This is a genomic window from Lentzea sp. NPDC092896, assembly GCF_044754905.1.
In the GTDB taxonomy this organism is placed as follows: domain Bacteria; phylum Actinomycetota; class Actinomycetes; order Mycobacteriales; family Pseudonocardiaceae; genus Lentzea.
Genome location: NZ_JBIVPX010000002.1, coordinates 1,004,411 through 1,029,954, shown reverse-complemented (window position 1 = coordinate 1,029,954; position 25,544 = coordinate 1,004,411). Strand labels below are relative to the sequence as shown.

The following is a 25,544-nucleotide window of genomic DNA, read 5'->3' as shown; positions in this document are numbered from 1 at the left end:
GCTTCCCGCTCCGGTACCTGCCCGGCGGTAATGCAGACAAATCGGACATCAGGCCGTTCGGTGGCCGGAGAACTCGCTCGAGAACTCACTGAGGTGCGCCGCCGCGGCGTCGAGCAGCATCAGCCCGACCTCGTCGACGTGCCGGTGCCGCCACGACGCTTGGGGCGTGTCGCGCACCCACTGGTTGAAGGAACCCAGCGCCGGTCCTGTGTGGACCTGGTAGTTGACCTTGTCGTCCGTCCTGCCCTCCAGCGCGATCCGCGCGCTGTAACCGAAGTAGCGCCGGAAGACCAGGGCCATCTTCTGCTTCGGCTGCCGGTCCGCGTGCTCGGCCAGCTCGGCCCTGCCGGTCGCCCGCAGGCGCACCGCCACGTCGTCCCAGACCTCGTCCAGCGGCTTGCGGAAGTAGGTGCGCTCGAGCAGCGACCGGGTCTTCTCCGGCAGGTCGTCGAGGCTGCCGTAGTGGCTGTAGAGCGCGTGCAGCTTGTTGCCCCTGGCCGGGAAGAACACGCCCTTGCGCAGCACCTGGACCCTGCTGCCGAGCTCGAACATGTCGCCGGCCGGTGCGTACTCGGTGTCCTGCACGTCGATGTCCTGCAGCATGTCCTTGACGACGTCACTGGTCGCGGCCTCGACCGTGCACTGGTTGATCGAGCCGGTCACGACGAAGTCGGCACCGAGCACGAACGCCGCCGCGACCGCCGTCGGTGTGCCGATCCCGCCGGCCAGTCCCATGCAGATCGGTTCGTGGTAGCCGCGTTCGGCCTCCGCGCGGCGCCGCAGTTCGAGCATCGACGGCAGCAGCACGGTCGGGATTCCGCCGTCGGTGTGCCCACCGGAGTCGGCCTCGACGATGACGTCGTGGCTCATCGGCACGCGCCGGGCGAGGTCGGCCTGCTCCGCGCTGATCGCACCGGACCCGAGCAGCCGGTCCAGCACGGGGTCCGGGGGCGGCGCGAGGAACGACGCCGCGACCTCGGGCCGCGACACCTTGGCCACAACCCGGTGCTCGCAGATCGGGGCGCCGCCAGGACCTCGCCGCAGCCCGGTCGCCCGGTAGCGCACGAGTGCCGGTGTCATCTGGATGAACGCCGACGCCTCGATCGTCCGGACGTGGTGGCGCAGCAGGAGGTCGACCAGTTCCTCTTCCGAGGCCGGGTTGTCGTGGTTCGCGATGAAGTTGACGCCGTACGGACCGTCCTGTCCCACGGCGGCCTGGATCTCCTTGACGCCGCGTTCGATCTCCACCGGGTCGAGACCGCCGGTGCCGTAGAACCCGAGCATTCCTGCCCGGCCGAGCCGGATGATCATCTCGGGCGAGCTGACCCCGCGGTACATGCCGCCCGCGACGTAGGCGAACCGGAGCCCGTGGCGTTCGCGGAAGGTCGCGCTGCCGAGTTCCTGTGCGCTGCCGGCCGGTGGGCGGTGGGTCGCGCGGGTCCGTGCGACGAGCTTGGTCAGCACGCGGCCGCCCAGCTCCACGAACTCCGTTACACCCGCGTCGAGCAGGTACCGCACGGTCTCGGTCCAGCGCACGGGACTCACCACTTGGTTCGCGAGGATCTCCGCCGTGCCACCGGCCGGGTAGGGAACGGCGGTGGCGTTCGCGATCACCGGCGTACCGGGCGTGCCGAGATCGACACCGCCGAGGAACCGGCTGAACTCCTGCTGCGCCGGGCGCATGAGCTCGGAGTGGAACGCCCCGGACACCCGCAACCGGACCCAGCGAACCTCACGGGCCTGCAGGAACTCGCCGAGTGCGTCGATCGACTCGGCGTCCCCGGACACGACGCACTGCTCGGGCGAGTTGTCGTTCGCCACGACGAGCGAGCCGAATCCGCCCTGCCGCAGCAGATCGGTGACCTGCTCGCGGTCCAGGCCGGTCACGGCGATCATGCCGCCACCGGCCGCGCCGGCCATCAGCTCGCCCCGGCGCTGGACGAGCCGCACGCCCGTCTCGAAGTCGAACGCGCCGGCCGCGTGCAGCGCGCAGTACTCGCCCAGGCTGTGCCCGGCGTAGAACGCGGCGGTCCCGCCGTCCTCCTTCCAGCGCCGGTGGGCCAGCGCACCGACCACGAACAGCGCCGGCTGCGTGAACTCCGTGCGCTTCAGCTCGCGCCGCGGATCGTCCAGGCACAGCTCCCGCACCGAGTAGCCGAGCAGTTCCGAGGCTCGGTCGACCAGCTCGGGATAGGCGTCGAACAGATCGCGTCCCATGCCCTTCGCCTGGGCCCCCTGGCCCGGGAAGATCACCGCTGTCAGGCTCATGCCAGGCTCCGTTCGAAATCGGCCAGGCTGAGGGAGCCGTCTCCGGCGGCCTCGATCAACCGGGCCAGGAAGTCGTCATCCGGTTCGGCGGTGACCGCGGCTCCCACGAGGGATCGAACGCGGAAACCGGTCAGCCGCACGCAGATCCGGCCGTCGTCGTCGCACACGTCGATGTCGAACGACTGCTCGCCCGGCGTCTGGCCCTCCGCCGCGAACCGGGTCACGGCCCAGGCCGTCGCGGGCAGGGGCGCGATCATCCGCACCTCTCCGACGGCGTAGGGCACGGCCGTGGTCGTGTCGTCGGAGGCGAACAGGCCGAGGGTGCTCTGGAAGGCCGCGTCGAGCATGCTCGGGTGGAGCGCGAACGTCCCTCCCGCGGCGGCGTCGGGCAGTCGCAGTCGAGCGACGGCAAGGCGTTCACCGCTGTGCACCCGTTCGATCGCCCTCATCGCCGGGCCGTAGGCGAGGTCGAGCTCGGCGAACCGCTCGTAGCACTCCGCTGCTTCGAGCACCGGACCATCGCACCCACTGATCAAGGAGTCGATGTCGTGCGAGGGCAACGGTTCCGTGTTCGTCTCCCGCAGCGCTCCCCGCCCGTACACCAGCGACGAGCCCTGACCGGACGAGCCGAAGACCCGGTAGGACACCCCGCCGGAGGCCTCGACCGAGAGTCCGATGTGGACTTCGGTGGCGCTCCGGACGGTGAGGGGCAGTTCCCAGGTGACGTCGGTCAGCGCCCAGGAACGGTCACCGCCCGCCAGTTCCGCCGCCGCCCTCGCCATCTCGAGGTAGGCCGCTCCCGGCAGCACCGCCGCGCCACGCACCTTGTGGTCGGCGAGGAAGAACTCGCGGCCGGTGAGCTGCGTGGTGTAGCGGGGCCCGGCCAGGTCCGAGGTGTTGACGTGCACCAACGGGTGCAACTTCGACGCCTTCTCCCCCACCGGTGCGCTCGTGTCGATCCAGTACCGCTTGAGGCGGAACGGGTACGTCGGCAGCGAGATCCGGCGCGGCGACTCGGAGTGCCAGCGGGTCCAGTCGACCTCGGCGCCGCGCACCCATGCCCGCAGCACCTCGGCCGGGCTCGTTCCCGCCGGCGCCTCGGGAATCTCGTCCCGGGACACGCGGCCCGTGACGATCGTGGCGTCCGGTTCTCCGCGCAGCCACGACCTCAGGCCGGCCTGGAGCTCCGCGACCGTGCGCGCAACGCACCCCAGCCGCTCGGCCATCGGCGTCCGCCCGACGTGCGTGGTGTACGCGATCGAGGACAGCTCCGCGTCGCTGTGGGCGTTCAGGGCATCGACCCATTCCTCGGCCAGGGACCGCAGAACCTCGGGGTGGCTGGCGGACAACACGACCGGAACCGGTTGCGAGGGCGGGGTTTCCGTCGACGGCTTCGCCCGGTACTCCTCCAGCACGACGTGGGCGTTGGCGCCGCCGAAACCGAACGAGCTGATGCCCGCTCGCAGGGGCAGTTCCGCACCGGTGCCGTCCACCGGCGCACGCCACGGCTGCTGGTCCCGAACCAGGTAGAACGGCGTGCCGTCCAGCTTCACGTACGGGTTCGTCTTGTCGTTGTTCAGGTTCCGCACCAGCGTGCGGTGCTTCATCTGCAGGAGGACCTTGATCAGGCCGGCGATTCCGGCCGCGACCTCCAGGTGCCCGATGTTGGTCTTCACGGACCCGATGCCGACGTGCGGTCCGGCGACCTCCGTCGCACCGGTGTCGGCGTAGAGGTCCCGGAAGGCCTCCTTGAGCCCGTTGATCTCGACCGGGTCGCCGAGCCTCGTGCCGGTGCCGTGCGCCTCGACGTAGCCGATGGTGCGCGGGTCGATCCCCGCCCTGCGGTGCGCGGAGCGGATGACCGCGGCCTGGGCCTTCGGGTTCGGCGCGGTCAGCGAGTTCGCGCGGCCGCCGTGGTTCTCGGCGGTGCCCCTGATCAGGCCGTAGACGTGGTCGCCGTCGCGTTCGGCCGCCGACAGCCGCTTCAGCACCAGCATGCCGACACCCTCGCCGCGGCCGTACCCGTCGGCGTCGATCGAGAAGGTCTTGCTCCTGCCGTCCTCGGCGAGCATGCCCGCCATGTTCATGCTGATGTGCAGGTCCTTGTTGACGATCGTGTTGACCCCGCCGACGATCGCCATGTCCGAGGTGCCGTCCTGGATGGCGCAGACCGCGCGGTGCACGGCGATGAGCGCACTGGAGCACGCCGTGTCGATCGGTTCGCTCGGACCGTGCACGCCGAGGAAGTAGCTCATCCGGTTGGGCCCCATGCAGGGCGCGGCCCCGCTGGTGTCGTAGGCGTCCACCGCCGGCGAGTACTTCGCGACCATGCTCGGGTAGCCGGTGCTGGCGGTGCCGATGACGATCGCCGTGTCGGTGCCGTCGACGGACTCGGCCGAGTAGCCGGCGTCCTCCAGCGCCTTCCACGCGTAGAGCAGCAGGAGGCGCTGCTGCGGGTCCATCAACTCGGCCTCACGCGGGGAGATGTCGAAGAACAGCGGGTCGAAGTCGCCCACGCCCTCGATGAAGCCGCCCCACTTGACGTTGCTGGTGTTGGGTTCGGTGACGGGGTCGCCGAAGCACTCCCGCCAGTCCCAGCGGTCCGCCGGGATCTCGCTGATGCAGTCACGGCCGTCCAGCAGGTTCTGCCAGAACTCCTTGAGGTCGCGGGCCTGCGGGAACCGGCCGCTCATGCCGATGACGGCGATCGGGTCCTGGCCGTCCGGCCCGTGAACGACCACCGGAGCCTGCTCCGGGGCGGGGGCCGGTTCGGGTGCGTGAGCTGGTTCCTCCGCCACCGTGACGCGATCGGCGTGATGCTCCAGCAGGAAGTCCGCGAAACCGCTCAGCGCCGGGTGCTCGAACAGGATCGTCGGATCCAGGTCGAGGTCGAACCGCCGGTTGACCGCCGCCACCAGTTCCGTCAGCGACAGCGAGTCGACGCCGTACCGCGACAGCTCGCGGCTGCCCTCGATCCGGTTGGCCGGCAGGCGCAGCACCGCGGCGGCCATGCCGATCAGCTCGTCGAGCAGCACCTGGTGGGACGGAGCGACCGTCGGGGCCGGCTCCGGTGCTGCCACCACGACGGGTTCCGGGGTCGGCGCCGGGGCGGGTTCCGGGGTCGGGGCGGCACTGCCGAAGGCCTCGCCGTGGGTGTCCCTGAGGTAGGACGCGAACCCGTCGAGGGTCGGGTACTCGATCAGCAGCGTGGGCACCAGGCCCAGGCCGAACTCGTCGTTGAGCAGGCCGACGTACTCCACCAGCGAGATCGAGTCGAAGCCGTACTCGGTCAGCTCGACCTCGCCCTCGATGTCGTCGACGGGCACGTCCAGCAGGGTCGCCACCCGTTCGGCGAGCAACCGGACCAGGACATCGTTCTCCGGCACGGAAAGGACCTCCTGTTCCGGGGTCGAGGGGGCGGTCAGGATGGTGCGCTCGATCCGTTCCCGGTCGCCGTAGATGACCAGGACGTGCGGCTCACCGCTGCCCCAGGAGCGGTACAGGGCTTCCACGCCCACGTCCGCGGGCATCGGCAGCACGCCGACCGTGTCCCACATCGCCTGTTCGGTGGCGGCGTCGACGCGCATGCCGCCGTCCGTCCACAGTGGCCAGCCGATGCTGAGCGAACGCCCGCGCCCCAGCGCCTCGCGCCGTGCGGCATACCCGTCGAGGAACGCGTTGGCCGCCGCGTAGTCGGCCTGGCCGGGGTTCCCGGACGCGGACAGCGACGAGAACCCGATGAAGAAGTCCAGGTCCTGCCCGGCGGTCGCCTCGTCCAGGTTGACGAAGCCGGCGACCTTGGCCGCGAACACCTCGCGCAACTGCTCGACGGTCTTGCGCACGAAGTAGCTGTCGCGCAGCACTCCGGCGGAGTGCAACACACCGCTCAGCTCCCCGTGCGAGGCCACGACGTCCCGGACGCACCGGTCGACAGCGCCGCGGTCGGCGACGTCCAGCTGCCGATATTCGGCTCGCGCACCGGACGCTCGCAGCTCGTCCAGGAGCTTGCGCTGGCTTGCACTGGCGGCAGAACGCCCGCACAGCACGAGCACGGCGTTCTGGACGGTGGCGGCGATCTCCTTGGCGAACACCGCTCCCAGACCACCGGCACCGCCGGTGATCAGGTAGACACCGCCGTCACGCCACGGTCGTTCCGCCCTGGCCTCCCCCAGGGAGGTCCACCGCGCAACCTCCCGCTGCCCTCCGGCAACCCTGGTCACGACGTCGTCCACAGTGGACGCTTCTTGGCTCAGCCGTGCGGCCAGGTCCGCCGCGTTCGTGCCGGGTGCGACCAGCACGAGCTGGGTGAGCAGACGGGTGCACTCGTTGCACGCGGTGCGCAGCAGCCCGGCCAGTCCGGCGAGAGGCTGGTGCTCAGGGCCGTCCGGGACGACGACCTGCACGAGGACCCAGCCGTCGCGGCTCGCCTTGGCGGCGTCCTGCAGGCGGGTCAGCAGGAACTCGGCCCTGCGGGTGTAGGTCGTGGCGAGGTCGTCGCCGCCGGGCAGCACCTCGCCGTGCACGCCGAGGCGGTCGGCGACGTCACCGGGATCGACGTCCGCGAAGAGAACCTCGTGGCGCACGAACTGCTTGGTCTCGGTCGCGGTGCCGGACCGGTGCCAGCCAGGACGGCCGAGCACGAGCGCGCCGGGACGCTGGTCCGCTTCGCGCGGCTCCTGCGCCTTCTCCTGGCTCGCACCGAACTCGCGGAAGGTGAAGCCGAGCAGACGCACGCACACCCTGCCCGCGTCGTCGCACAGGTCGATGTCCAGCCGCCGGACGGTGCCGGGCAGGTCGTTGGACGACGGCCTGATGACCGCCCAGCCCTCCTCCGGCGTGGGCGCGTGGATCTGCGCCTCGGTGAGGGCGAACGGCAGGGCCGCGGTCACGTCGTCCCTGCCCTCGGCGAGTGCGAGGCCGTGTGTCGCCTGCAGGGCCGAGTCGAGCATGGACGGGTGCACGGTGTAGCCGTCCCCGGTCCCGGCCGGCCGACGCAGCCTGGCGACGATCAGGTTGACGCCGATCTCCAGCTTCTCGACGCCGCGCATGGCCTCGCCGAGGTCCACCTCCGTGCCGCCGTAGCGGGCGTAGCAGGCGTCGCGGTCGAGCTTGTTCCGCGTACACCTCGCTCGCAGCGCGGCGATGTTCAGCGTCGGCCGTGCCTCCTGCACGGAGGGCTCGACGCGACCTTGGCCGTGCACCAGCGTTTCGCCGCAGACGGTCGTCGTGATCTGGTACGAAAGGCCGCCGTCGCGCGGTTCGAGGGTGACCTCGGCCGCGGTCGGGCCGGGAATCCGCGCCGGGCGGATCCAGACGACGTTGCGCAGCGTCACGCCGGTCCGGCCGTAGCCGTCGGCCTCGGCCGCCGCCCTGGCCAGTTCCAGGTACGCGACGCCGGGCAGCACCGGGGTGCCGGAGAGGCGGTGCTGGTCCAGGAAGAACTCCCGGCCGGTGAGGTCCGCCGCGTAGGACTTCCCTCGCTTGTGGACGGACAGCCCGGACGAGTTCGGCGCGACGGAGTGGGTGGGGTTGACGGGTTGGGCGGGCTCAACGGGTCCGGCCGACACGGCAGGCCGAGCTGGCGCGACCGGCTGGGGGGACACGACCGACCTGGCGGACGCAACGGTCTGCTGCCTCACCACGGCCGAGCCGCTGGGCGCAGGTGCGTCGGAGATCCAGTAGCGCTCACCGCCGAACGGGTAGCCAGGCAGCGGCACCACGCGGAAGCCCTGTCCGAACAGGCCTCCGAGCAGCGTGATCTCGCCACGCACGAACCGTTCCGCGACCTCTGCCAGCGGCAGCCCATCGGTTCCCACGGGTGCGGGAACGTCATCGGGCACCGAGCCGGCCACCACGGACTTCGCGTGACCGTCACGCAGCCAGGTGCGCAGCGCGCCGAGCCACTCGTCCCGGTCACCGACAACAGCCGCCAGACGCAGGCTCTCGTGACGACGACCGGTCGCGAGGCTGTACGCGAGGTTGCCGAGGTCGAGGTCAGGCCGGGCGTCGACGTGCGCGATCATGCGCTCGACGTGAGCACGCAGCGTCGGCTCGTCCTGCGCGGACAGCACCACCAGCCACTCGTCCTGAGCGGGACGCTCGGGCAGGCTGTGCCCAGGCGTCTCCTCGACGACGAGGTGCGCGTTGGTACCGCTGGCACCGAAGGAACTCACGCCGGCGCGGCGCGGCCCCGACGCGGGGGCAGACCACTCCCGCAGCTCGGTCGGCACGTGGAACGGGCTTCCCTGCAACGGAATCGCCGGGTTCGCGCGGGTGAAGTGCAGTGACGGCGGCACCTGCCGGTGGTGCAGCGAGAGCAGGGCCTTGATCGTGCCCGCCACGCCGGCGGTGAACTGGGTGTGCCCGACGTTGGTCTTGATGGACCCGAGCGCGCAGCCTCCCTCCGGCGCACCGGTGAAGGCCGCCGCCAGCGCGCCGAACTCGATCGGGTCGCCCAGCGGCGTGCCCGTGCCGTGCGCCTCGATCATCTGGACGCCGCCTGGGCGCACGCCCGCATCGCGGTGGACCTGGCGCACCAGGTCCTCCTGGGCCTGGGCGCTCGGCGCGGTGATGCCGTTGGTGGCGCCGTCCTGGTTGACGCCGGACGCGCTGATCACGCCGTAGACGTGGTCTCCGTCGCGCAGGGCGTCGGACAGGCGCTTGAGCACCAGGACTCCGGCGCCCTCGCCGGGCACCATGCCGTCCGCGGAGGCGTCGAAGGTGCTGCAGCGACCGGTCGGCGACAGCATCTTCGCCGTGGCCGAGAACTCGTAGAGGCGCGGTGTCGCCTGGACGAACACGCCACCGGCCAGTGCCATCGACACCGTGCCGAGCCGTAGCGCGTCACAGGCCAGGTGGATGGCGACGAGCGAACTGGAGCACGCCGAGTCGACCGAGAGGGCGGGGCCGGACAGGTTGAGCAGGTAGGAGATCCGCGAGGCGATGACCGAGGCCATGTTGCCCCACATGGTCTGCGGGGGCCGCTCGTCGCCGATCAGCTCGTGGTAGTCGCCGGGGTAGGCGCCGACGTAGACGCCGCAGCCGCGGTCGGTCAGCCGTTCACCGGCGTAGCCCGCGTCCTCCAGGGCGTGCCAGCACTCCTCGAGGAAGACGCGCTGCTGCGGATCGGTGTAGGTCGCCTCGACGCCGGACACGCTGAAGAACAACGCGTCGAACCGGGCCGGGTCGTCGAGGAAGCTGCCGTACTGGCGGCCCGACCTCTTGCCCAGCTTCCCGTCGAGGTCCCAGCGGGTGACGTCACCGACGAGGTCGTCCCCCGCGGCGAGGTGCTCCCACAACCGTTCCGCGTCCGGGGTGTCCGCGAACCGGGCGGCGAGCCCGACGACGGCGATGGGTTCGTTGAGCGGCTTGGCGACGGACGGCTGCCGGTCGGCCGGGCCGCTCCCGTTCACCCAGGCACTGCGGCGCTGGAACGGGTAGGTCGGCAGCGGAACGCGCCCCACGTCCAGTCCGGTGAAGAGACCCTCGCTCTCCAACCGCCCACCGTCCGTCCACTGTGCACGGACGCGGTCCAGCGCGGTGTCACGCGCCGGGTGCGAGGTCCCGTCGGCCAGCCAGTCCTCCAGGCGGGACAACAGGGTTCGGTGGTCCGCCGCGGCGAAGGCCACCCGGTTCACGAAGTGGGCGCGGCCGCGCACCAGGGTGTTGCTCATGTCGGCGAGCGGGATCTCCGGCGTCTCGCGCAGGTGCCCGGCGAGGTTCGCGACGAGCTGCCGCAACGCTTCCGGCCGTGGCGCGGACAGCGGGAACAGCAGTTCACGGCCGTCGTGCTGCCGTGCCGCGAGGGCCGGCGGCTCCTCCACCACGAGGTGGCCGTTGGTGCCGCTGAACCCGAACGAACTGGTCGCGGCAACGCGCTTGCCCCAGCGGTTCGGCTCCCACGGCGTCAGCTCGGTGTGGACGCGGAACGGGCTGCCGTCGAGCCGGATCGCGGGGTTCGTCTCGTCGTGGTGCAACGACGGCGGCAACATGCCGTGCCGCAACGCGAGCACGATCTTGAGCACGCCCGCCACACCGGCGGCGGACATGGTGTGCCCGACGTTGCTCTTCAGCGAGCCCAGGGCACACCCGGTGGATCCCTCGGCGGCACCGAACGCGCGGACGAGCGCCTCGGTCTCGATGGGGTCGCCGAGCTTGGTCCCGGTGCCGTGGGCCTCCAGCATGCCGATCTCGGCGGGGTCGACGCCGAAGCGCTCGTACACCTCGCGGATCAGCCGTTCCTGCGACGCCGCGCTCGGCGCCGTGATGCCGTTGGTCGCACCGTCCTGGTTGATCCCCGAGCCGCGGATCACCGCGTGCACGTGGTCACCGTCGGCGAGTGCGTCGGACAGGCGCTTGAGCACGATGACGCCGACGCCCTCGCCGGGCACGAACCCGTCGGCGGACGCGTCGAAGGTGTGGCAGCGGCCGGTCGGGGACAGCATCCCGGCGTGGCCCGCGGTCAGGTAGGTGTTCGGGGTCGTCTGCACGGCCACGCCACCGGCGACGGCCAGGTCGGTCTCGCCGTCGCGCAGGCTCTGGCAGGCCAGGTGGATCGCGACGAGCGAACTGGAGCAGGCGGTGTCGACGGCGATCGCCGGGCCGTGCAGATTCAGGTGGTACGCCACCCTGGCCGGCACGATCGACGGGGCGTTGCCCCACGCCGCCTGGGCCGGCGGCCGCTCGGTGAACCACGACGTGTAGTCACCGCTGGTGCAGCCGACGTAGACGCCCGCGCGCTTGCCGTCGAGCGCCGCGCCGACGTAGCCGGCGTTCTCCAGTGCCGTCCACGCCTCTTCCACGAACAGGCGCTGCTGCGGGTCGGTGTAGGCAGCCTCGCGACCGGACATGCGGAAGAACTGCGCGTCGAACTCGTCGATGCCGTCGAGGAAACCGCCCTCCCGGCAGGCCACGTCCGTCCACTCCGGACCGGAGACGTCCCAGCGCTCGATCGGGCCGACCAGGTCGTCGCCGTCGGCGAGGTGCTGCCACAACGCGTCGAGGTCGGGCGATCCGGCGAACCGGCCGCTCACACCGATGATCGCGATGGGATCTTCCGAGTGCTGTTCGGGCACCACGGGTTCGACGGGCGCGGGCAGAACCTGGGCAACAGGAGGCTCCGGGATCACCTGCGGCACCGGGGTCACCTGCGGCGCAACGGGTTCCTGCACCGCGACGGGCGCGACCGGCTGGTGTTCGGAGGCGATGTGGGCGGCCAGCAGTTCGACGCTGCGGTAGTCGAAGATCACCGTGGTGAGCAGGTCGAGACCGAGGCCGTCGTTGAGCTGCTGCACGAACCCCGCGCCCACGATCGAGTCGAGGCCGTAGTCGGCGAAGGCCCGCTCCGGGTCGATCTGCGCCTCGGTCATCCGCAGCGCGCCGGCCAGCTTCTCCAGCACCACCGCGCGGATCGACGTCTCCTGCACGACCTCGGCGGGTGCCGGGGCCGGTACCGGGGCGAGCACCTCCTCGATCTCGCCGGGACCTCGCGACACGCCGTCGCTGTGGGCGAGAACGACCTGCTGGCCCAGCGGTTCTCCGTCCGCCGCCGCGTGCACGAACCCGGTGAAGCCCTCCTGTTCGAGGACCGCGCGCCACGAGTCCGGGGACAACGCGGGACCGCCGGGCACCCTCAGCTCCGGGTCGGTGTGCTCCCACCAGCCGTCCAGCAGGCCGAACGTGAGGTGGTTGACCAGGTAGAAGCCGCTGATCTCGTTGAGCGCGAGCTGGCCGCCGCCCCGCAGCAACGCCTTGGCCCCGCGCAGGGTGGCGCGGACGTCCTCGGTGGCGTGCAGCACGTTGGCCGCGATCACGACGTCGAACGCGCCGAGGTCCAGGCCCTGCCCGTGCGGCGGGATGGAGGCGTCGAACAACCGGTACGTCAGGTAGTCGTGGGCCGCACCGAACGAGTCCTCGGCGCGGTGCAGGAACGCCCGCGAGATGTCGGTGAAGCAGTACTCGGCCACCGGCAGGCCTTCACGCTCGAGCCGCTCCAGGACCACGCGGGTGGTACCGCCGGTGCCCGCGCCGACCTCGAGCAGGCGCAGCGACGCGCCCGGTTCCGCCGCGAGCCTGGCCCGCAGGAACGCGACGACGTGCTCGGCCAGCACGGCGTTGAAGTGGTCGGCGACCCGGTTGTCCCGGTACACGCCCTCGACCAGGTCGAAGGACCCGTTCGGGAAGAGCACGTCCGTGGCGAGCACCTCGCCGCGCAGCACCGAGGGCAGCACGGGCACGGTGCGGGCGAGCAACGCGAGCGGCGTCCGCAGGTCGGAGTTGGCCTCCACCCACCGGTTCGTGCAGCGAGCCCATTCCGCCCGGCACGTCGCGGAGTCCGCGGTCAGCGCCCAGCGGCCGGCGGCGTCGACGAGGCCGTGCTCGGCCAGCGCGCGCAGCATCGGGGGAACCCAGGCGGCGAATCGGGCGTCGGCGCGCAGGTACGACGGGCCGGCGAAACCCGCGTCGCGCAGTTCGGCTGCGACCCAGCGGCACAGCGCGGCGTCGATCTCGGCCGGCACCGGTCCGTCCTGGTAGGCCGCGAGCGCGACCGGCAGCCGTGGTTCCACGGTCTGGACCGGCACGACGGCGGCCCGCGGGCTCACCGCCGCGACCTCACCGGTGAGCACGCCCTCCACCGGGAGCGGGCGGCCCAGTCGCAGGAAACCGGCGGCGTCGAGCGGACCGGCGAGCAGGGCCTCCACCGCGGCCATCGCGGTGACCGGGTCGATCGGGGCGAGACCGATCGACGCCATGCCCTCGATCAGGTCCTCGGTGACGTTGCCCCAGTAACCCCAGTTGATCGTCTTGACCGCGCATCCGAGCGAGGCGCGCAGTCCGTCCGCCGCCGCGTCGACGTAGGCGCAGGCCGCGGCGTAGTGCGCCTGGTTCGCGTTGCGGATGAAGCTGACCAAAGAGGACACCAGCAGCACGAAGTCGGGTTCGACTCCGGCGAACGCCTCCGCGAGGTGCACGGCCGGGTCCACTTTGGACGCGAGCGTTGCGGCGAGCTCGTCGTCGGTCAGCGCGTTGATCGGGGTGTGCGTGAAGGTCATCGCGAGGTGCACGATCCCGTCGACCCGGCCGTACCGGGCGACGACCTCGTCCCTGACTCCGCGCAGAGCCCGCGGATCACCCGCGTCGGCCTGCAGGTAGAGCGGTTCCGGACCGGTGATGCCGGCCTTGCGGGCACGGAGTTCCTCGTTCTCGGGACGCCGGCCGACCCACACGACCTTGGCCCCGTGCGTGCGGGCGAGGTACTCGGTCAGCACGACTCCGAGGTCACCGGCACCGCCGATGAGCACGTACACGCCGCCGCGGCGAATCGCGGAGGTCGCGGGCACCGGCAGATCCGCCCGGACGAGCTTGCGGCGCAGCCACTGACCGCCGGCCTGCACGACGGGGTGCGCGCGCCGGTCACCCGGCAGGCCGAACACCTCGGCGGGCTGCCAGGGCGCGTCCTTCGCGAGGTCGACGGCCCTGACCCGCCAGTGCGGCTGTTCCTTGGCCAGTGCGCCGATGAACCCGTGCAGGCTCGCCTGAGCCGGGTCCCCGCCGCTGCCGCAGAACGCGCCGCGGGTGAGCAGGGTGAGTTCGAGCTGGCTGCCCGCATACCGCGCCTGCACGGCGTTGACCATGTGCAGCAGGCGCTGCACGGCGGCGCGGTGGTCGCGAATGCGTTCGGCCGGGGTGCCGCCCGTGCGGGTCGGCACCGAGAGCACGACGTGGTCCGCGTCGCCCGGGATGGGGCCGAAGCCGTCCCAGGTGATCGCGTCCGGCACGGCCTGCTGCAGGACCGCGAGGTCGTCGACGCCCAGTCCGATGGCCAGCATTCGGCCGGAGAACTGGACCTCCGCCGGCCGTTCGACCTCCCAGACCGGACAGAGGGTGAGGTCGCCCGCCGGCAGCACGTCGTCCGCGGAGGTACGAGGGACGGCCTGGGCCGGGACGGTGGGAACGGGTGCTGCCGCAGGGATGTGTGCGGGAGCTGGGGCCGGGGCGGCGGCCGTGGTCGGGGCGGCAGCTGGGGCCGGGGCGGCAGCTGGGGCCGGGGCGGCAGCTGGGGCCGAGGCGGCGGAAACCGTTGGTGCCGCTGGGACCTGGACGGTGGACGGGACCGCAGGCGCTGCGGCGACCTGCGCGACGAAGTTCTCCCCCGCCACAGCAACCGTCTCAGCGAGACTCTCCCTCGCCGCGCCTGCGTTCGGCAGCAGGTCGGTGAACCAGTAGCGCTCCCGTGCGAACGGATACGTCGGCAGCCCCACCTTGCGCGGGCGCGGCCCGTCGGCGTGCAGCTGCGACCAGTCCACCCGCACGTGGCTCACCCAGGCCTCCGCCAGCGGCGCGAGCCTGCGCCGCGCGGCCCAGCGGGCCAGCGTCTCCTGGAAGTCCTCGTCGTCCTTCAGCGCCGCGAGCGAGCCCGCCGTGCCGGTGCCGTCGCCGACGAACGTGTCGGCGGGCAGTTCCGCACCGGTGGCGTAGGCGTCCAGTGCCGCCACCAGAGCCGGCAGATCACGGACCACCGTGGCGAACCGGGCGGTCATCGGCTCGCGGCCGGCCTGCAGGGTGTGGGCGATGTCGGGCAGGTCGGCGTCGCTCCACGCGCCGTCGCGCAGTTCGTCGCGCAGCCGCTCCGCCGACTCGCGCAGCCGCTCGTGGTCCGTTGCCGAGAGCACCACCGCCTGGGCCTCGGCTGCACGCTCAGGACGTTCGGGCACGATGTACTCCTCCACGAGCAGATGGGCGTTCGATCCACCGGCGCCGAAGGCCGAGACCACCCCGGCCCTGGGCTGGGCGCCGGTGCGGGGCCAGGGCGCCGCGTCGCGCTGAAGCACGAACGGCGTGCGGCTGAAGTCGATCTCCGGGTTGACCTCGGCGGAGTGCAGGGACGGCGCGTAGGTGCCGTGCCGCATCTGCAGCAGGAGCTTGCCGAGGCCGGCGATGCCCGCCGCCGCCTCCAGGTGGCCGATGTTGGATTTGACCGAGCCGATCGCGCAGAAGCCGCGGTCGTCGGTGAACTCGGAGAACGCCGAGGTGAGTCCGGCGATCTCGATCGGGTCGCCCAGCGGGGTGCCGGTGCCGTGCGCCTCGACGTACCCGATCCGCCGCGGGTCGACCCCGCTGCGGCGGTACACCTGCTTGATCACCGACGCCTGCGCGACCGGATTCGGCACGGTGAAGCCGTGGGTGTGGCCGCCGTGGTTGACCGCGGTCCCCCGGATGACACCGAGGATGCGGTCGCCGTCGGCCTCCGCGTCGGCCAGCGGGCGCAGCAGCACCGCGCCGACGCCCTCGCCGGGCACGTAGCCGTCGCCGCCCGCTCCGAAGCTGCGGCACCGGCCGTCGCTGGAGGCGAACTGGGTCTGGCCGATCATCAGGTACTTGCTCGGGTGCAGCGAGAGGTTCACGCCGCCGGCCAGCGCGACTCCGCACTCTCCGCGGCGCAACGCGGCGACCGCCAGGTGGATCGCGGTCAACGCGGCGGCGCACATCGTGTCGACCGCGATGCTCGGGCCGTTGGCGTCGAAGAAGTACGAGACGCGGTTCGCGATCGAGGCCAGGCTTCCCGGCACGACCAGCGGCTCGCCGCGCACGCCCTGCTCGGCGCCGTAGAGCTGGTACTCGGTGTACATCGCTCCGGCGAACACGCCGATGTCTCCGGCGTCCTCGCTCACCACCGCCCTCGCCGCTGCGCGCAACGAGTCCCTGGTGTGGCCCGCGTCCTGCAGCGTCTCGTAGGCCGCCTGCAGGAACAGTCGCTCCTGCGGGTCCATTGTGGACGCGGCACCCGGCGAGATGCCGAAGAACAGCGGGTCGAACTCGTCGACGCCGTCGAGGAAGCCGCCCCACTTGGCGTAGGTGCGTCCCGGCTTGCCCCGACGCGGGTCGAAGTAGCGGTCGTGGTTCCAGCGGTCGGACGGGATCTCGGTGACGCTGTCCACCCCGTCGAGCAGGTTGGCCCAGAACTCGTTCAGGTTCCGCGCGCCGGGGAACCGGCCGGAGATCCCGATCACCGCGATCGGCGTCTCCTCGTCCGTCCGCGCGGGGGCCGGAACGACCGGTTCCGCGACCGGAGTGGCCGCAGGAGCAGGAGCGGCCACGACCTCCGGCTGAGCGGTCGGCAGGCCGACGAGCGCGGCGAGCGCGTCCGGCTGGGTCTTCACGAAGTGGGCGGCCAGGCCGTCGATCGTGCGCACCTCGAAGAACAACGTGCTGCCGACGTCGTCGAGCCCGCGGCGCACCGCCTCGGTGAGCTGGACGACGAGGATCGAGTCGATGCCGTACTTGTCGAAGGTCACGTCGGCGCGCACCGAGGAGACCGGCAGCTGCAACACGTCCGCCACGAGTGCGCGGAAGTGGTCGCGTGCTCGTTCCAGCAACTCGTCCTCGCGGCCGGCCGAAGCCGCCGGCGCGACGGGTTCGACGGTCTCCGGAACGGGTTGCGCGACCGGAAGAGACACCGGCTCGTTCTGCGGCCCGTCCGGGAAAGCCTCTCCGCCTTCGGGAACCGGCTGCCGGACGACGTCGTCCGCACAGGCCACGAACACCTGCTGGCCGAGGTCGTCGGCGCCCTCCGCCGCGACGAACGCCGACCGGAAACCGGTCTCGCTCAACGCGCGCAACCAGTCCGTGGGCGTCAGTCCGGGAGAGCCCGGGATGCGCAGGGCCGGGTCGTCGTAGCGCCACCAGCCTTCGAGCAGGCCGAACGTCAGGTGGCTGAAGTAGACGTTGTCGCTCAGCTCGTTGAGCAGCAGCACGCCGTTCGCGCGCATCGCCGCCTTGGTGTTGGTCAGGGTGGTGCGGATGTTGCGGGTCGCGTGCAGCACGTTGGTGGCGACCACGACGTCGAACCCGCCGACGTCGAGCGACTGCTCCGCCAGCGACTTCTCGACGTTGAGGATGCGGGTGTCCAGGTAGGGCGCGATGTCGCTGAACGAGCGGCGCGCGTGCAGCAGGAACGCCTTGGAAAGGTCGGTGTAGCAGTAGGTCTCGATGTTGTCGCGCCACGGTGCGAGCCGGCCGAACACCACGCGGCTCGTGCCGCCGGTGCCCGCGCCGATCTCCAGCATCCGCAGCCGCACGTCCGGGTTCTCGGCCACCCGTGCCCGCACGTGGTCGACGAGCGTGTCCGCGAGGACGTCGTTGAAGTAGTCGGCGACCGGGTTGTTGCGGTAGACCGCCTCCACGAGTTCGAGGGAGGACTTGGGGAACATGACGTCGGTGGCGGGACGGCGCCCGGTGAGAATGTCGTTCAACGCCCGCAACGTCGTGTCGACGAGCACCGCCTGCGGCCGCTTGCCGTCGTTGTCCAGCCACGGCGTGCGGTCGGCGTCCCAGCGGCGCCAGGCGGCGGCCAGGTCTGCCGGACGCGCGTCGACCGCGCTGTAGCGGCCGTCAACGGAGCTCAGCAGGCCTTCCCGCGCGAACACGTCCAGCGTGTGCTGGAGCCAGCGGCGGTAGAGCGCGGTGATCCCACCCTTGGCCATCCAGTCGTCGAGCGTGCCCGACTGGCCGGGGCCGAACAGGCCGAGGTCGCGCAGCAACGCCCAGGTGATCCGGACGAGCGCCGGTTCCATGGACCGGCCGTGCCCGTCCGCGGCGACCCGCACGCGTTCGATGGCGGCCTGCCGGTCCGGCCGGGCCGCGAGCAGGGCGGCGGCCGGTGAGGAGTTCTCGTGCGGCAACGCTGTGAGCGTGCTGCGCTCGTAGAACGTGGCGATGCTGCGGGAGTCCGCGGCCTTCAACAGGGCGAGGCGGTCGTGGGACGAGCCGAGCAGTTGGTCGACGGCGGCCATGCCCTCGTCCGGTTCGATCGAACCGAGTCCGAGCCGCGCCATCCTGCGCCGGTAGCCGTCCTCGGCCACGATGCCGACGTTGCCCCAGTAACCCCAGTTCATGACCTTGACCGGGCAGCCGAGGCGAGCGGAGAGCCCCCCTGCGTAGGCGTCGGAGAACGTGCAGCCGGCCGCGTAGTTGGCCTGGCCGGGGGCGGTGAAGAACGCTTGCATGGACGAGAAGAAGACGACGAACTCCAGCGGCTGGCCCGCGAAGACCTCCGCCAGTGCGACGGTCACGCCGGCCTTGGCGGCGTAGGTCGTCCGCAACAGCTCCTCGTCCATCCGCGCCACGCTCCGGTCACCCAGGACGATGGCGGTGTGCAGGACGCCGTGCACCGGCCCGTACTTCCGGACGATCTCGTCACGAGCGCGCCGCAGATCGTCCACATCGGACGCGTCGCACGACACGTAACCGGGAGGCGGGCCGAACGCGGCGAGGCGGTCCTGCTTCGCGGTGATCTCCGCGTCGAGCGGACGGCGGCCGATCCAGACGACCTGCGTGCCGTGGCGGCGCAGCAGGTGCTCGGTCCACGCCTCGCCGATGCCGCCCGCGCCACCGATGGCGACGACGACTCCGCCGGGTGCGCGCGGCGCGACGACAGGTCCGTCGGCGGTCACCTCGACCAGCCGCGGCAGCAGCCACTCGCCGTGACGCAGGGCCGCGACGCCTCCTCGTGCCGCGGCGGGCGCGTTCAGCACAGCCTCGAAGGGCACCGCCTGTCCTGCCGCGATGTCGACAACCCTGACCTGCCAGTGCGGGTACTCCTTCGCCACCGAACCCAGCAGGCCGTGCACTCCCGCGTGGGTCGCGTCCACGGTCTCGTCGTCGTTCGCCCGGCAGGCCTGCCGGGTGACGGCGGTGAAGCCGATCTCGCGGCCGTCGGCACCCTGAGCGAGCAGGGCCTTGATCCAGCGGAAGACGGTGAACGTGCCGTCGGTGCCGCCGGTCTCCGGTGCGAGCCACACGATGTGGCCGGCGTCGGCGGGAAGACTCTGGTGCTCCTCGGTTCCGAGCACGGTGGTTCCGGGGAACCGGGCCAGGAAAGCGCTGCGGTCCGCTGCCCCGCCACCGGCGAGCACCAGTCGGCTGCCGAGGGCGGCCTCCAGCTCGACGCCGTCCGGAACCGCGTCCCAGACCGGGGCGAGCAGGGCCGTGCGCAGACCGGGTCCTTCGGTGACCCGGCGGAAAGCGAGTCCGCGCAGGCGGACGGCGACGCGACCGGACTCGTCACAGACGTCGATGTCCACAGTGGACGTTTCGCTGCCACCGCCGGTGTGCCGCAGGTGCGCCCACATCGTGCCGGAAACCGGCCTGAGGAGGTCGATCCTGTCGATGGCGAACGGCAGGGCGGGACGTCCGCTGCTCTCCGCGAGCTCGCCGTTCTCGCCACCGAAGAGGCCGACGACCGCCTGGACGGCGCTGTCGAGCACGGCCGGGTGGACGGCCAGGTCGTCGTCATGGGCACCGGCCGGGACGACGAGCTTCGCGAGCACCTCGCGGTCGCCGATGGCCAGGTTTTCGAGTGCGCGCAGGCGAGGCCCGTGAGCGATGCCGACGGCGTCGAGCGCCGCACGGCACTGCTCCGCACTCAACGTCCGGGTGCCGCACCGTGCCCTGACGGCGTCCAGTGCCACTGTTTCGGCCGGTCCAGGCTGGACGTAACGGCCTTGGGCGTGCACCTCAGTTTCACCCTGGCAGACGCGGAATCCGTCGCCGTCGCGCTGCACCGTCAGGTCAGCGCCCTCGGCACCGACCGCGAACGGCTTGGCCCACACGAGGTCGCGGATGCCCACCGCCTCGAACGCGCCACTGGTGGCCGCGCGGCGGGCGAACTCCAGTGACAGCACCGCGGGAAGCACGGCGCGGCCGTTGACGTGGTGATCGGCGAGGAAGAACTCCTGGCCGGTGAGCCGGGTGCGGTAGGCGGAACCACCGGGCGAGGGCCAGTAGCGCTGCCGCTGGTACGGGTAGGTGGGCAAGGGAACGATCCTCCGCACTGCGGCCGGGAAGGCCGTGTCGAGGCCGGCGAGGTTCTCGCGCACGAACGCGGACGCCAGCTCACTGGCCGTGCTGGGAAGGACGCCATCGCGCGGTGCGGCGTCGACGGCGACCTCGCCGTGGTGCGCACCAGTCGAGCCGGAAAGCCAGGCGCGCAGGCGTTGCGAGGCTTCGGTCGTGCTCGACGCGACGACGGCGAGGCGGTGCGGCAGGGGTGCGCGGCCGGTCGCCAGGCTGTACGCGACCTCCGCGGCGGACAGGCGCGGTTCGCGCTCCAGGTGGGCGGCCAGTCGTGCGGCGACCTCGCGCAGGGCTTCCGGCGACCGGGCCGAGAGCAGGAACGGCTGCTCCCCCGCGGTGTCCGCGACCGGCCGGCGCTGGTACTCCTCCAGCACGACGTGGGCGTTGGTTCCGCTGGCGCCGAAGGAACTGACGGCCGCGCGACGCGGCCCCTGCTCGGGCTCCGGCCAGGCGACGGTCTCCGTGTGCACGGTGAACGCGCTGCCCTGCAACGGAATCCGCGCGTTCGCCCCGGTGAAGTGCAGCGTGGCCGGGATGGTGCGGTGCCGCAGTGCGAGAACGGCCTTCACGACACCGGCGACGCCCGCGGCGAACTGCGTGTGGCCGAGGTTCGACTTGATCGATCCCAGTGCGACGCTGCCCGGCCGTGCGCCGGCGAAGACCTTCGACAGCGCCCGGAACTCGATCGGGTCGCCCAGCTGCGTGCCGGTGCCGTGCGCCTCCACGAACTGGACGCCACCGGTGCCCAGGTTGCTGTGCACCTCGCGCAGCAGGCGTTCCTGGGACATCGCGCTCGGCGCGGTGATGCCGTTGGTGGTGCCGTCCTGGTTTACTCCGGAAGCGCGCACGACGGCGTGGACGTGGTCGCCGTCCCGTTCGGCGTCGGCGAGCCGCTTGAGCACGATCGCGCCCGCGCCCTCACCGGGCACGAACCCGTCGGCGCCGGTGTCGAAGCTGCGGCAGCGGCCCGACGCCGAGAGCATCCCGGCCACGGAGGCGGACCGGTACAACCGATTGGTGTTCTGGACGAAGACGCCACCGGCGATGGCGAGGTCGGCGGTGCCCGCGAGCAGGTCGCGGCACGCGAGGTCGATCGCGACGAGCGAACTGGAGCACGACGTGTCGACCGTGAGCGCCGGACCGGTGAAGTCGAGCAGGTAGGCGATCCGCGACGCGACGACCGAGCCCATCGTGCCCCACAACGCCTGTGCGGGCGCGTCTTCACCGAGGTGCTCGGAGTAGTCGCCCGCGTAGCAGCCGACGTAGACACCGGCCCGTGTGCCGCGGCGGCGCCCACCGGTGTAGCCCGCGTCCTCCAGTGCGTTCCAGCACTGCTCCAGGAAGATGCGCTGCTGCGGGTCCATCGCCGTGGCCTCGACACCCGAGATGCCGAAGAAGGCGGGGTCGAACTGGTCGATGTCGCGCAGGAAGCTGCCGGTGCGGCAGGCGATCCCGGCGGGCAACGGCCAGCGCGTCACCGGTTCGACCAGGTCGGCGCCGGCGACCAGGTGCGCCCACAGGGCGTCCGGGTTCTCGGCGTCGCCGTACCGCGCGGCGAGACCGACGATCGCGATCGCGTCGTCTTGAGCGGACGTGGCGGCGGCGACCGGTGCGGCGGACGGACGGGAGCCGGCCAGGAACGTGATGAAGCGCTCGGCCGTGCCGTGGTCGAACAGGTCGGTGGTGTCGACGTCGGTGCCGAGGACGTCGTTGAGCCGGTGCACGAGGCTGACGCCCAGGATCGAGTCGAGGCCGTAGTCGGCGAACGGGCGGTGCCGCTCGATCTCGGAGACCTGCATCTGCAGGATCTCCGCGAGCTCGGCCAGCAGCACGCTCTCCACGTCCACCGACGGCGCCGGGCGCGACACGGGTGCGGCCTCGGGCCGCAGTGCGACGGGCTCGAACCAGAACTCCGGGCCCGCGAACGGATAGCCGGGCAGGTGCACGCGCCGCGCGCCCGCACCGTCCACTTCGGACCAGTCGATCGGCGTGCCCTTGACCCAGAAGGACGCGAGCTCGGCGTGGCCGCCGTTGGCGAGCCAGTGCGCGATCAGCTCGCGCAGCTCGGGCTTGGCCGCCAGCGCGGCCAGCGTCTCGTTGTTGGCCTCGACGCGACCGCGCCACCACGACTCGCCGGACGCGTCGGTCGCGGGAGCGGCGAGAAACGCGCGGATCTGGCGACGCCATTCCAGCGCGTCCCGTGCCACGAAGCACACCCGCTCCGTCATGGCCTCCCGTCCGGTGCGGAGGGTGGTCGCGATGGCGGCGAGGTCCGGCGTCTCCTGCGTGTCGAGCCACTGCGCCAGCTCGGCCACGCGGGCGCGCAGGTCGTCTGCGGTGCGGGCGGACACCGGCAGCAGTTCCGGAGTCCCGTTCGAGGGTGAGGGTGCCGCGACGGAAACGTGCTCGGCGACGATGACGTGGGCGTTCGCACCGCCCGCACCGAACGAGGAGATGCCGGCGATCCGGCGCCCGCCTTCGGGACGCGGCCAGGCACCACCCTCACGGGACAGCTCGAACGGCGTCGCCGCGAAGTCGATGTTCGGGTTGGTGCGCTCGGCGTGCAGCGTCGGCACGAGCTCGCCGTTGCGCAGCTGGAGCACGACCTTGGTCAGCCCGGCGATGCCCGCCGCCGCTTCGAGGTGACCGATGTTCGACTTGACCGAACCGATCGCGCAGGACCCTGCCGCGTCCGGTTCGAAGGCCTGGGTGAGTCCGTCGATCTCCACGGGGTCGCCGAGCCGCGTACCGGTGCCGTGCGCCTCGATGTACCCGATGTCGCCCGCTTTGAGCCCCGCGGCCTGGATCGCCTCGCGGACGACGGCGGCCTGGGCGCGCGGGTTCGGCACGGTGTAGCCGTTGGTGCGGCCGCCGTGGTTGATCGCGGACCCGAGGATGACGGCGTGGATCGGGTCGCCGTCCGCCTCGGCCGCCGCCAGCGTCTTGAGCAGCACCGCGCCGACGCCCTCGCCGGGCACGAAGCCCTCCCCGCCGTCACCGAAGCTGCGGCAGCGACCGTCGGCGGCGAGCATCCTGGAACGGCACAGCTCCACGAAGGTCGAGGGGTGCAGGTAGAGGTTCACCCCACCCGCGATGGCGACCTCGCACGCGCCTTGGCGCAGGTGCTCGCACGCCTCGTGGATCGCGGTGAGCGAGGCCGAGCACATGGTGTCGACCGGCAGGCTCGGGCCGCGCAGGTCGAGCAGGTAGGAGACGCGGTTGGCCAGCGAGGCGAACGAGGTGCGCGGCGACCGGCGCGGACCGCTCACGGCAGGCGGCACGTTGCGGTCGAAGCCGGTCTTGGTCACCCCGGCGAACACGCCAACCCTGCCCTGGTGCCGGGTGGCGAGCCGGTCCCGCGTGTAGCCAGCGTCCTCGAGCGCGGACCACACGGTCTCGAGGAAGAGCCGCTCCTGCGGGTCGATGTCGGCGGCCTCGCGCGGGGAGATGCCGAAGAACGCCGCGTCGAAGCGGGCGAAGCCGTCGAGGAAGCCGCCCCACTTGCTGTAGCTGGTGCCGGTGTCGACGGCCTTCTGCTGGTCGGGTTCGAAGAAGCCGTCCAGCGTCCAGCGCTGGGCCGGGACCTCGCGGATGCTGTCGCGGCCCGCGCGGAGGTTGGCCCAGAAGTCGTCCAGGGTCGGGGCGTCGGGGTAGCGGCCGCCCAGACCGATGATCGCGATCGGCTCGCCGGCCGGGTCGGGGCGCGGCCCGGTGGGTGCCGGGCGCGGGGTGACCTCAGCCAGGGGTCCGGGGCGTGAAGCCGCCGCCACGGAAGCAGGGCGCGGGGTCTCCGCCACGGGCGCAGGACGTGAAGCCGCCTCCACGACGGGAGCGGGGCGTGAATCCGCCCCCGCCACGGGCGCGGGGCGCGGGGTCTCTGCCACGGGCGCGTGACGCGGAGCCTCCGCCACGGGCGCGGGCGCCAGGCCTGCCGTCACCCCAGTCACGTCCGCCACGTCCGCCACGTCCGCGGCAGCCACAACGTCGGCGTCCTCCACCCAGCGCGCGCAGCCCTCCGGGTGGCGTTCGACCAGGTACGCCGTCAGCTCCGTGAGCGTGGGGTACTGGTACAGCACGGTCTTCGGCAGCGCGCCGAACCACCGCGCGAACCGCTTGTTCAGCCGGGTGACCGTGATCGAGTCGATGCCGTGGCTGTCGAGCGGCGCGGTGGCGTCGAGCGTCGAGGGGTCGAGTCGCACGGTCTCGGCGATCAGGCTCTTGAGCCGTCCGAGCACCCGCCCGTGGAGGTCGTCGGTGCCGGTCATCACGTTTCCTTCCCCGGAGATCACGACGTGGGTGGCACCGAGCGCGACGGCTCCGTGCAGCGCGGCCAGCGCGGCCTCGGTGGGCAGCGGCGGGCCGAAGCGCTCGGTGAGCGCGGGAAGTTCCTCGGCTGGCACGCTCATGCCGCCGTCGCGCCACAGCGGCCAGGCCAGCGAGACGCTCGTCCCGTGCCGTTCGCCGCGGGTGACGAGCTCCTGCCGGTGCGCCGAGTAGGCGTCGAGGAAGCCGTTGGCCGCTGTGTAGGCGGCCTGACCGGCGTTGCCCAGGTTCCCCGCGGCGGCGGAGAACGCGGCGAAGAAGTCGAGCGGGAGGTCCCGGCTCGCCTCGTCGAGGTGCACCAGTCCGGCGACCTTGGGCGCGAGCACGCTCAGGAAGTCCTGATAGGACGCTCGAATCAGGTAGTCGTCCCTGAGCAACGCGGCCGCGTGCAGGATGCCGTCGAGGCGGCCGTGCCTGCGGACGACGCTCGCGACGAGTTCGCGCACCGCCGCCGCGTCCGTGACGTCGACCCGGTGGTACTCCCCCGGCCCGTCCGCCACAGCGGACCGTCCGCACCGCACGACGACAGCGTCCGGAGCGTGCCGGGCGACGTCCTCGGCGAGCAGGCGGCCGATCCCGCCCCCGCCGCCGCTGATCAGGTAGACGCCGCCGGCCCGCCACACCGGGGACGCGACAGCGGACGCCCGTTCCCAGCTCACGGTCTCGCGCCCGGCCGGGGTGTGCCGCACGTGCTCGCCCTGACCGTTCAGGGCGGCCACGAGATCGGCTGCGGAGGGCTCGTAGGTGAACTCGGCCAGCTGGACGGTCAGGCCAGGGTCCTCCTGGGCTGCGGTGCGCAGAAGTCCCAGCAGCCCGCGGTAGAGCGAGTCCGCGCGGCAGGCGACCTGGACGACGCACTGGCGTCCGTCCGAAGTGGACATCAGCCGCTTGAGCTCACCGAACAACCGGACGGCCGCACGCTCGTAGGCGATGTGCGGAGCGTCGCCGCCGGTGGTCACCTCGGCGGTCTGAACGCCGGGCAGGTCGATCGCGGGCAGGTCGCACAGCACGACCAGCCGCCGGCCGCCGGCGGGTGCCGGCGGGACCTCCTGGCCGGCACGCCACACGGGCACGCGCAGGATGCTGCGGGTCACGACGAG

2 protein-coding genes are annotated in these 25,544 nt (G+C 72.0%); both read right to left on the bottom strand.

Going from position 1 to position 25,544, the window contains the following annotated elements:
• Positions 1-48: 48 nt before the first annotated feature.
• Positions 49-2,268 carry an ACP S-malonyltransferase gene (gene fabD, locus ACIQF0_RS15615; protein WP_401029892.1) on the bottom strand — a complete coding sequence of 740 codons (2,220 nt, stop codon included), beginning with the start codon at positions 2,266-2,268 and terminating at the stop codon, positions 49-51.
• The gene (locus ACIQF0_RS15610) at positions 2,265-25,538 is read right to left on the bottom strand and encodes an SDR family NAD(P)-dependent oxidoreductase (RefSeq protein ID WP_401029889.1); all 23,274 of its coding nucleotides are present in this window, start codon (positions 25,536-25,538) and stop codon (positions 2,265-2,267) included. Before ACIQF0_RS15610 ends, fabD begins: the two co-directional genes overlap by 4 nt.
• Positions 25,539-25,544: the final 6 nt, after the last annotated feature.